At 44.2% G+C, this 9,039-nt stretch carries 10 protein-coding genes; 4 read left to right on the top strand and 6 right to left on the bottom strand.

Going from position 1 to position 9,039, the window contains the following annotated elements; translation table 11 throughout:
- Both rpsR and rpsF read right to left on the bottom strand, forming a co-directional pair.
- Window positions 1–238: 30S ribosomal protein S18 (gene rpsR, locus BQ8014_RS06195; protein ID WP_080903611.1), on the bottom strand; the 238-nt coding region annotated here is incomplete at its 3' end.
- 3 nt (window positions 239–241) lie between these two features.
- Window positions 242–607, bottom strand: a complete 366-nt coding sequence (gene rpsF, locus BQ8014_RS06190) for a 30S ribosomal protein S6 (RefSeq protein WP_080903610.1) — start codon at window positions 605–607, stop codon at window positions 242–244.
- Between the two features lie 562 nt (window positions 608–1,169).
- On the opposite strand from rpsF, the gene BQ8014_RS06185 reads away from it, so the two are divergent.
- Window positions 1,170–1,532, top strand: a complete 363-nt coding sequence (locus BQ8014_RS06185; protein ID WP_080903609.1) for a BlaI/MecI/CopY family transcriptional regulator — start codon at window positions 1,170–1,172, stop codon at window positions 1,530–1,532.
- A gap of 18 nt (window positions 1,533–1,550) precedes the next feature.
- Entirely contained in the window at window positions 1,551–3,611 is a 2,061-nt protein-coding gene (locus BQ8014_RS06180) for a M56 family metallopeptidase (protein ID WP_080903608.1), read from the top strand.
- A gap of 74 nt (window positions 3,612–3,685) precedes the next feature.
- Here BQ8014_RS06180 and BQ8014_RS06175 read toward each other — a convergent pair whose 3' ends face one another.
- Window positions 3,686–5,074: an MFS transporter gene (locus BQ8014_RS06175; protein WP_200814359.1), complete on the bottom strand. Its 1,389-nt coding sequence runs from the start codon at window positions 5,072–5,074 to the stop codon at window positions 3,686–3,688.
- 128 nt (window positions 5,075–5,202) lie between these two features.
- On the opposite strand from BQ8014_RS06175, the gene udk reads away from it, so the two are divergent.
- Window positions 5,203–5,811 (top strand): uridine kinase, encoded by a 609-nt coding sequence (gene udk, locus BQ8014_RS06170; protein ID WP_080903607.1) that lies wholly within the window; start codon window positions 5,203–5,205, stop codon window positions 5,809–5,811.
- Between the two features lie 110 nt (window positions 5,812–5,921).
- Here udk and BQ8014_RS06165 read toward each other — a convergent pair whose 3' ends face one another.
- The 3 genes from BQ8014_RS06165 to BQ8014_RS06155 all read right to left on the bottom strand — a co-directional run bounded on the left by BQ8014_RS06165 (window position 5,922) and on the right by BQ8014_RS06155 (window position 7,549).
- On the bottom strand, window positions 5,922–6,305 hold the full coding sequence (locus tag BQ8014_RS06165; protein ID WP_080903606.1) for a VOC family protein: 384 nt from the start codon (window positions 6,303–6,305) through the stop codon (window positions 5,922–5,924).
- Window positions 6,306–6,321: 16 nt separating this feature from the next.
- The gene (locus BQ8014_RS06160) at window positions 6,322–7,044 is read right to left on the bottom strand and encodes an MBL fold metallo-hydrolase (RefSeq protein ID WP_080903605.1); all 723 of its coding nucleotides are present in this window, start codon (window positions 7,042–7,044) and stop codon (window positions 6,322–6,324) included.
- Window positions 7,045–7,300: 256 nt separating this feature from the next.
- Window positions 7,301–7,549: a hypothetical protein gene (locus BQ8014_RS06155; protein WP_080903604.1), complete on the bottom strand. Its 249-nt coding sequence runs from the start codon at window positions 7,547–7,549 to the stop codon at window positions 7,301–7,303.
- 259 nt (window positions 7,550–7,808) lie between these two features.
- On the opposite strand from BQ8014_RS06155, the gene BQ8014_RS06150 reads away from it, so the two are divergent.
- Complete coding sequence (locus tag BQ8014_RS06150) at window positions 7,809–9,032, top strand: aminotransferase class V-fold PLP-dependent enzyme (RefSeq protein ID WP_080905847.1); 1,224 nt, start codon at window positions 7,809–7,811, stop codon at window positions 9,030–9,032.
- The last annotated feature ends 7 nt before the right edge of the window (window positions 9,033–9,039 follow it).

The raw sequence follows: 9,039 nt of genomic DNA, 5'->3' as shown, positions 1-9,039 counted from the left end.
CCAGATGGCGGGCTCTTTTAACCGCCTGTGCGATACGGCGTTGGAACTTCAACGAAGTACCTGTGATACGGCGGGGAAGGATCTTTCCCTGTTCGTTCAGGAATTTCTTCAAAAATTCCGGATCCTTGTAATCGATGTATTTGATACCGCTCTTTTTGAAACGGCAATATTTCTTCTTCTTAACGTCTACCGACGGGGGCGTTAAATATCTGATTTCCGATTGATTTGATGTAGCCATTGTTTAGTCCTCCTTTACTGTTGTTTCTTTTTCCCTTGCGGATGATTTTAAGTTTCTTCTCTTGGCAGCATATTCTGCTGCATATTTTTCCTGACGGAATGTCAAGAAACGAAGGACGCGTTCGTCCCGGCGGAAATTCACCTCCAGGGGAGCGATGGTCGAGGGATTAGCCTTGAATTCAATCAATTGATAGAATCCGGTCGTTTTCTTATCGATAGGATAAGCTAACTTACGAAGGCCCCAATTCTCTTCATTTACGATTTCCGCTCCTTCTCCGAGCAGGAAATTCTTGAATTTTTCTACCGTTTCCTTCATCTGTGCATCAGACAAAACGGGAGTTAAAATGAAAACGGTTTCGTAATTGTTCATACGTGTTGTTAATTGATTAAGTAATTAATAATTCGAGGCGCAAAGGTAAAAAGATTATTTTTTATACGCAACGATTTTCTTTTCTTCTTCAACGACAAACGATTATTTCTAAAATAGCGGGTGCGCTCCCGGCCCGGTTTATCGCATCACCCGATGCAGGCTGCAGGATAAAAAACAAAATGATTATCCGCATAATATCCTGGCAGAGGCATTTAAATCCCTGAAAAAAATCAGTGCACTCAATACATCCATTCAGTATACTGAATCATAAAATCGAGTATACTCGATTTATTCACTCAGTATACTCGATTTTTCACGTAGGACGCGATGCGGATAATCATTAAAAACAAACATCCCGCCATTGAATGATCGAATTGGATAGAGAGAGATTTCCCTTTGGGCTGCAGCTTTTCAAAAAGAGAGTCTCCCAGATGAATGCAAACAGTTAACCGAATTTTCATCTTCTTTCCACATAAGATTTTAATACTATTTAACCGGTTATTTATTCCAAGTTTACGATATAATCGTAGATTTGCAATAGAATCATAATAAAAGAAGCAATATGGAAAAGTTAACATCTCAGGAAGAAGAAGCAATGCTACACATTTGGGAGATCGCTCCTTGTTTTATAAGGGATATTCTGGCGCGATATAAGGATCCGAAGCCACCATACACCACCTTGGCCTCGATTATCAAAAATCTGGAACGCAAGAAATACATTAAGAGCAAACGCATCGGAAATACGTACCAATATAATCCGCGAATCAACGAACACGAATACAAACGGGTATTCATGAACGGAGTCATCCAAAATTACTTTGAAAACTCCTACAAGGAAATGGTCACTTTCTTCGCCAAGGAAGAGAAAATCTCGGCGGAAGATTTGAAGGAAATCCTCCGGCTAATAGAAAAAGGGAAAGAATAAACCAGTCGATCCAATACCATGACTCCCGAAATTGTTTACCTGCTGAAAGTAAACATCGCCTTTGCGTTGTTTTACGGCTTTTACCGGCTATTTTTCTACAAAGACACCTTTTTCAAATTGCGCCGAGTTTTCCTGCTGGCGTTCTACGGATTGGCTTTGCTCTATCCGTTATGTAATTTTCAGGACTGGCTGAAGGGGCAGGAACCGATGGCGGAAGTCATCGGTTTCTACTCGGCGATAATCTCGCCCGTCATCATCGAGACGGAAGCATCCGAACCTGTTTCGTGGGCGAATATCTGGCTCTGCCTCTACCTGTTGGGCGCCGCCCTCCTGCTTATTCGCCTTATCGCCCAGTTGTACAGCATTTTGCATTTGAAACGGCAGAGCCGACTTATGATGTACCAAGGAGTCCGGATCTATGCATTGGAGCACCCGGTAGGGCCTTTCTCCTTTTTCCATCTGATTTTCATCTACCTCCCTTCCCTTTCGGAGAAGGAAATCGATGAAATACTGACGCATGAATCGCCCCATGTCCGGCAGATGCACTCCATCGACGTGATCGCCAGCGAGATACTCACCATTCTTTTCTGGTACAATCCTTTCGTCTGGCTTCTCAAGCGGGAAGTCCGCCACAATCTGGAATACCTGGCGGACGACAGGGTTCTCCATTCTGGTTACGACAGCAAGAGCTACCAATATCATTTGTTAGGGCTTGCCCATCATCAGGCTGCAGCAACATTATATAATAGTTTTAATGTATTACACCTTAAAAACAGAATCAGTATGATGAATAAAAAACGATCCAAAGGAATTATACGGATTAAATATCTCGTCTTTCTTCCGTTGATAGGTTTTCTGCTGCTATTCAGTAATATAGAAGCAGTAGCACGCGTAACAAAAGGACTGGTAAAGGAATTGACCCGGACGGAACTTCCGCAGGCGAAGTTCGATGAACCTCCGCTGTATCCAGGAGGCGAGCAGGCGCTGCAAAGATACATCCAGATGAACCTGCGCTATCCGAGCGATGCCGCAAAGCAGGAGATACAGGGGCAGGTCGTGATAGAATACACCATCGCAACGGACGGCAGCGTTACCGACGTAAAACCTCAGACAAACCTCCATCCGTTATTGGACAACGAAGTGATCCGTGTTGTTAAAGAGATGGGAAAATGGACACCGGCGAAAAACCAAGGAACGCCCGTAGCCGTTAAACGCACTCTGCCGGTTCTTTACCGACTGAACGGGGCTAAAAAGCAATTGGAAACGGCCGGCGTGGAAGGAAGCATCGTTGTTGTCGGCTATGCGACTAAAGAAGAAGAGAAACCGGAAATGGTCCATATCACAGTCACTGACCTTCCTGAAAAGGAAAGCGCAACAGAGCCTTTCGGAAAGGTGGATGTAAAGGTCGTGGAACAGGGTAAGGTCGTGACGGAAGACAACGAAGTTCCTTACACCGGCGTAGAAGAAATGCCCAGCTTCCCAGGCGGTGATAATGCGCTAATGGATTATATCCATACTAACTTGCAATACCCGAAAGAAAGTAAGGTAAACGGACGGGTGATCGTGCGTTTCATCGTCCAAAAAGATGGCAGTGTTTCCAATGTGGAAGTGCTGAGGGGATTGGATCCGGCCTGCGACGCAGCGGCCCTCATGGCCGTACGGAATATGCCTAAATGGACGCCCGGGAAACAGAAAGGGAAACCCGTTCCGGTTTATTTCACTGTTCCTATTTCATTCCGGAATAGCCTTGTTGAAGTAAAAGCCAAAACGAATGATGAAGTCGAACAGATGCCTCAATATCCGGGCGGGGATAAAGCATTAATGGCCTATGTAACAACGAATCTGAAATATCCGAGAGCAAGCGCCGAGGCAGGCACACAAGGGCGGGTAATCATCCGTTACGTGGTGCAAACGGATGGAAGCCTTTCTAACATCGAAGTCTTGAGAGGTCTGGATCCGGCCTGCGATGCGGAAGCCATCCGGATTGTAGAAAGTATGCCCAAATGGATTCCCGGCAAAAACAAGGGAAAGCCTGTTCCGGTATATTTTACCCTTCCTATCCAATACAGGCTACAATAAACGGATATACTAAACTGACAAAGAGGGTGGATGAATGTTAATCCGCTCTCTCTTTTCATTTATAAACCGGGAGCTTATTGTTCCGCGCGTCTCCGGTCGATAGCCCTCGTAACCTTGCCGTAAATCAATAGGGCAACCGCAGAAATCAGCCCGATCCCTACAAAAACAAACCAGATGTAATGAGCATTCGCCGTAGCGGCCGTATAGGCTTCGGGCGAAGAGAACAACCGGGGATCGGGGCAATAGCGGTCCAGAAGGAATCCGGACAGGCCGAAAGCAAAAAGATAAGAGAAAAAAGAGTGCAAATGGCTAAATCCCAAATATAACCCTTCCTCTCCTTTCGGCGCCTGCAGAGAGAAATATTCCAAAAATCGAGGGGAAATAAAACATTCCGCCAAAGCCTGCATGGCGATGCCGATAATCATCATAAAAGCCACCGGGTGCAGGCCCAGTATAAATCCGGCGCCAACCTGCGTACCCAATGACATTACAAAAGCGGAAGCAGGGATAATCAACATCCCGATTGTCATGGAAGTTAAGGCCGTTCGTTTCTTCATAAAGGAGGTGATAAAGTTGACACAAACAAAAACGATCAATGGATTCACGTTCGCATACCATCCGGGCGAAGCGTCTTCACCGATCATGCGGATTACGTACTTCGGCATCGTTGCGTACATTTGGCTCTGAATCATCCAAAAACCGCTGATAATAAGGATTAAGGCAATTAACCGCCCGTTTTTGCATACACGAATCAATCCTTCCCATAGTTCTTTCAGACTCTTCCCCTGTCCTTCCGTCCGTACGGATTGGTAGAAAAAGAAAACCGCAACCAAGGCGAGTAAAGTCATTGATGCGGCAAAAAAGTTCAGATAGACCAGGCCCTGGTCACCCATACTTTTGCGTAAAGGATCAACAACGGTCTTTCCGGTAAAAGCGCCGATATTGACCATCATATAAAAGATGGCATAGCCTCGTGCGCGGTTCTCGGTCGTTGTTTCCCGGGCCACCGTACCCGAAATAACCGCCTTGATGAATGCTCCTCCGATGACTATCAAGGTCATAACCGGAACAATCGACCAACGCAGATGACTTGAATTCAGGCCGGTGAAAGTCGTCTTCATTCCGTAGGAAACCAAACCCGCTCCTTCTAATAAAGTCGGGAGCAGTCCCAGCCCGAAATATCCTAAAGTTAATAAAGCGAAAGCCAGCAAAATCGAAGTACGGAAACCGATCTTATCAGCATAGGCACCCACAAAGGTAGGCAGCAGATACAGGCAAGCAGAAAAAACGCCGGAGATGGCCCCAGCTTCAATATCTGTAAATCCCCAAACATTGGATAAATAAAGAGTGATTACAATAAATACGGCATAATAAGCTAAACGTTCTAATAATTCTACAGAGTTCGCAACCCAAAAGGCTTTCGAAAATTGCTTCATCGTCTTTTGATCTTTTTGGTTTACCATTTGTCTTTTGATGGGTTAAAGATAGAACAATATCGGAAAAGAACAGACAAAGAGAATGCATTTATAACGAAAAATGTTCATCATGTTCCCAATAGGCTTATCTTTGCAGCAGTAAAACAAAAGAAAGAATGTATGTGATTGGAATTGCCGGGGGGTCCGGCTCGGGGAAAACAACATTTGTCGACCGGATTTTAAATAAAGTGCCCGGCAATGAAATTGCCGTTTTACCACAAGATGCTTATTATTTGGATTTAAGCCATCTACCGTTGGAAGAGCGGAGAAAACAAAATTTCGACCATCCGAATTCAATCGAATGGCCGCTCATGGTCAATGACATCCGTAAATTAAAAAAAGGAGAACCAATCGCCTATCCGACTTATTCTTATCTGGAATGCGCCCGGCAAAAAGAAACGGTAGCCATGGGGCCTAAGAAAATTCTATTGGTTGAAGGCATACTTATTTATACTTGCTTGGAATTATGCATGGAATTAGACATGAAACTATTCCTTGAGGTTCCGGCCGATCAACGCCTCACCCGCATCATTCAACGGGATATCGCCTCTCGCGGCCGTACGGTGGAAATGGTGATCGAACGTTATTATCAAACAGTTCGCCCGATGTATGAAGAATTTATCAAACCATCCAAAAGACAAGCCGATATGCTGATCCTGGGAGGCGGACATAACGAACGGGCAGCCGAATTCATCGCTTCCGCAATCAGCCATAAATTAATTTAGGAATGCTCCGGCCCCTTAATACTACATCAATAAAGTCTGTTCATCCAGTAAATATACATCCGTCGAGTCATAAAAAAGGACAAAGGATGAATGCCCTGTCCCCATTCATATTAAACTTTTACCAAAGGTAAAATCTCAATCCAATAGTCGTCCGGATCATGAATAAAATAGAGTCCCATAGACGTATTCTCGTAACAAATGCAATCTAATTCTTTATGATATTTACGGACTTCGTCGTAATCACCTTCCACTCGGAAACAAAGATGACTTTCGTTATCTCCCAATTCATAACTACCCTCTTTATCCTTTAACCAGGTCAGTTCCAGCAAAAATCCGGTTACCCGATCGGTCAGATAAACCAAAATGAAAGAACCGTCTTCCGCGACCTTCCGTCGGGCTTCCGTCAGTCCCAACGCTTTTTGATAGAAGGTGATGCTTTCATCAAGATCCGTCACATTAATATTAAAATGATCAAAACGAGCTTTAATTTCCATATCAGTATAGTTTAAATTAAAAGTCCAAACTCTGCCCGGGAACGGATAAAACCTCATAATCGACTCCATGCGATTCGGCATAGGGACGAAAAACTTCCACTTCCGCAGGTCGTTCCCAGAAATGCATCGGTACGAAGATGCGAACGGGAATGCGATCGATAAACTGGCGTCCTCCGCGATCGAAATCCTTTCCCAATCTAGGATCGATCGGGAACATCGCCAAGTCCAGACGGTCGACCGACTGCGCCATAGCATCCAATTCCCTCAAATAATTATCTTCCGCCTCCCGGATTTCTTCCTCGGTCGACTCCTCTATCCAATGCCAGTTATTCAGATCTCCAGCATGAAAGATGCGTTTTCCACACGCCTCGATATAAAAAGAGATACCGACATCTGTCGAACCAAATGCCTGTATCCGCAGGTTTTCATCATTATATATATCTCCTTTCTTAAGATAGGTTGCGTCTTCCGCCTTCGCCAACTTACGTTTCAGTATATCTTTGGAAAAAATATAATGGATATCCTTGCGTTCTTCTTTCCATGAAAGCACGACCGGGCTAAAGTGATCCGGATGGGAATGGGAAGACAGCACATATAATTCTCCCGGAAGATGAAGGATCGTATCCAGCGACAAAGGGCTTCCCGATTGATTGGATAATCCGTTAAAATAGTCAATCACGATGCTTAACCGTTCGCCCGTCAAGATAAACCCACTATGGTAAATATAAGTTAATTTCATATGATACTGAATTTACTTCATTACAAAATTATAATCTCTCTCCGAATAACAGTCACTCCCAATAACAAAAAATCCAGTTAACTAATTATTATCAATAGGCTAACTGGATTATTATAATGAATTAACCAGTTCTCGACAACCAGTTAAACTGAATAATCATAAGGAGTGGAAAACTTATTTTTCAGAAAAGAAGACGAACAAAAAAGCCCCGTACTATTAATACAGGACCTTTTATCCCTATAACAAAGCGAATCGCTTACTTTCCTTTTTTAGTTGTCGCATCAGCCACTTTCTTATCTGAAGCTTTTGCAGAACAACAACTCTTTTTCGTCTTGTTTTCAGCAGTTTTAGTTGTGCTGCATCCCGTCTTTTCGGACTTAGCTTCCTTTTTGCAACAAGACTCCGTTTTGGCAGGCTCTTTCTTAGCCTTCACATCTTGAGCGTTTATCGTAGCGCCGAAGCTGATAGCCGCTAATAAGGTAAAACTTAACAATAACTTCTTCATTTCTGATTCTCTTAATTATAAAATAATTCTAATCATTTTCTCTGTAAAGGAAAGAAATTCTCGGACATATTGTTTACCTCTTTAGAAAAATTAAGTTCTATAAATAATTATACATTATCTCATTAACCGGCAGAATCTATAACACCTTTTTTTAATTTACCCCAATGCCCCATAGCATTCATCGTTCATACTTCATCGTTCATAGTTCATGAAAGATTCTTATCTTTGGAAATCATTTATTATACAGAAAGAGAAAAGTATGTTAGATATTCAATCAATCCGGAAGGATTTTCCCATATTACAACGCACGATATACGATCATCCGTTGATTTATTTTGATAATAGCGCAACGACGCAGAAGCCTCGTTGTGTAGTAGAGAAGATTGAGGAAGAGTATTATAATGTGAATGCTAACATTCACCGGGGGGTACATTTCCTGAGCCAGCAGGCAACGGAAGCACATGAGGAAGCCCGGAAAACAGTCCAGCGATTTCTGAATGCCCGTTCCCCCTCCGAGATTATCTTCACCCGGGGAACAACAGAAGCGATCAATCTAGTGGCTTCCAGCTTCACAGACGCCTGCATGTCCGTCGGCGACGAAGTGATCGTTTCAGTGATGGAGCATCATTCCAATATTGTCCCCTGGCAGATCCAGGCGGCAAAGAAAGGGATTTCGCTGAAAGTCGTTCCCATCAATGAACGGGGAGAACTAATTGTCGAAGAATATGAGAAGCTCTTTTCAGAAAAGACAAGATTGGTTTCCCTCACCCACGTTTCCAACGTACTGGGGACGGTAAACCCTATCAGGCAACTGATCGATATCGCCCATAACCACGGAGTTCCGATCCTGATAGACGGTGCACAAGCCGTGCCCCATATCCCGGTGGACGTGCAGGCGTTGGACGCTGAATTCTACGCATTTTCAGGGCATAAGATCTATGGCCCGACGGGAATCGGCATATTATATGGCAAGGAAGAATGGCTGGACCGGCTCCCTCCCTATCAGGGGGGCGGAGAGATGATTGCCAGCGTCTCTTTTGAGAAAACAACGTTCAACGAGCTACCATTTAAGTTCGAGGCTGGTACGCCGGACTATATCGGAAGTACCGCCCTGGCCGAAGCCCTCCGGTATGTAAGCCGTTTGGGAATCAATGAAATTGCCGCTTACGAACATAGTTTGTTGCAATACGCGACGGAACAACTGAAACAAATCGAAGGAACGCGTATCTTTGGAGAGGCGGCAGAAAAGAGCAGCGTCATTTCGTTCCTCATCGGTTCGATTCATCACTACGATATGGGGATGCTGTTGGACCGGTTAGGCATTGCCGTACGCACCGGCCATCATTGCGCCGAGCCGCTGATGCATGCGATGGGCATCGAGGGAACGGTCCGCGCTTCTTTTGCTTTCTATAATACGATAGAAGAGATCGATAGCTTCATTGCTGCAGTGGAAAGAGTGCGGAAAATGTTTTTAAATAAGTAGTGGGGAA

It is taken from the genome of Parabacteroides sp. Marseille-P3160, from assembly GCF_900162725.1.
Lineage (GTDB): Bacteria > Bacteroidota > Bacteroidia > Bacteroidales > Tannerellaceae > Marseille-P3160.
This window is presented reverse-complemented; position numbering and strand designations above follow the sequence as displayed.

Bases quoted from the DNA above. Each gene is read 5' to 3' on its own strand.
- BQ8014_RS06160 (WP_080903605.1), bottom strand. From the start codon at position 7,044: ATGAAATTAACTTATATTTACCATAGTGGGTTTATCTTGACGGGCGAA.
- BQ8014_RS06150 (WP_080905847.1), top strand. From the start codon at position 7,809: ATGTTAGATATTCAATCAATCCGGAAGGATTTTCCCATATTACAACGC.
- udk (WP_080903607.1), top strand. From the start codon at position 5,203: ATGTATGTGATTGGAATTGCCGGGGGGTCCGGCTCGGGGAAAACAACA.
- rpsF (WP_080903610.1), bottom strand. From the start codon at position 607: ATGAACAATTACGAAACCGTTTTCATTTTAACTCCCGTTTTGTCTGAT.
- BQ8014_RS06165 (WP_080903606.1), bottom strand. From the start codon at position 6,305: ATGGAAATTAAAGCTCGTTTTGATCATTTTAATATTAATGTGACGGAT.
- BQ8014_RS06180 (WP_080903608.1), top strand. From the start codon at position 1,551: ATGACTCCCGAAATTGTTTACCTGCTGAAAGTAAACATCGCCTTTGCG.
- BQ8014_RS06155 (WP_080903604.1), bottom strand. From the start codon at position 7,549: ATGAAGAAGTTATTGTTAAGTTTTACCTTATTAGCGGCTATCAGCTTC.
- BQ8014_RS06185 (WP_080903609.1), top strand. From the start codon at position 1,170: ATGGAAAAGTTAACATCTCAGGAAGAAGAAGCAATGCTACACATTTGG.
- BQ8014_RS06175 (WP_200814359.1), bottom strand. From the start codon at position 5,074: ATGGTAAACCAAAAAGATCAAAAGACGATGAAGCAATTTTCGAAAGCC.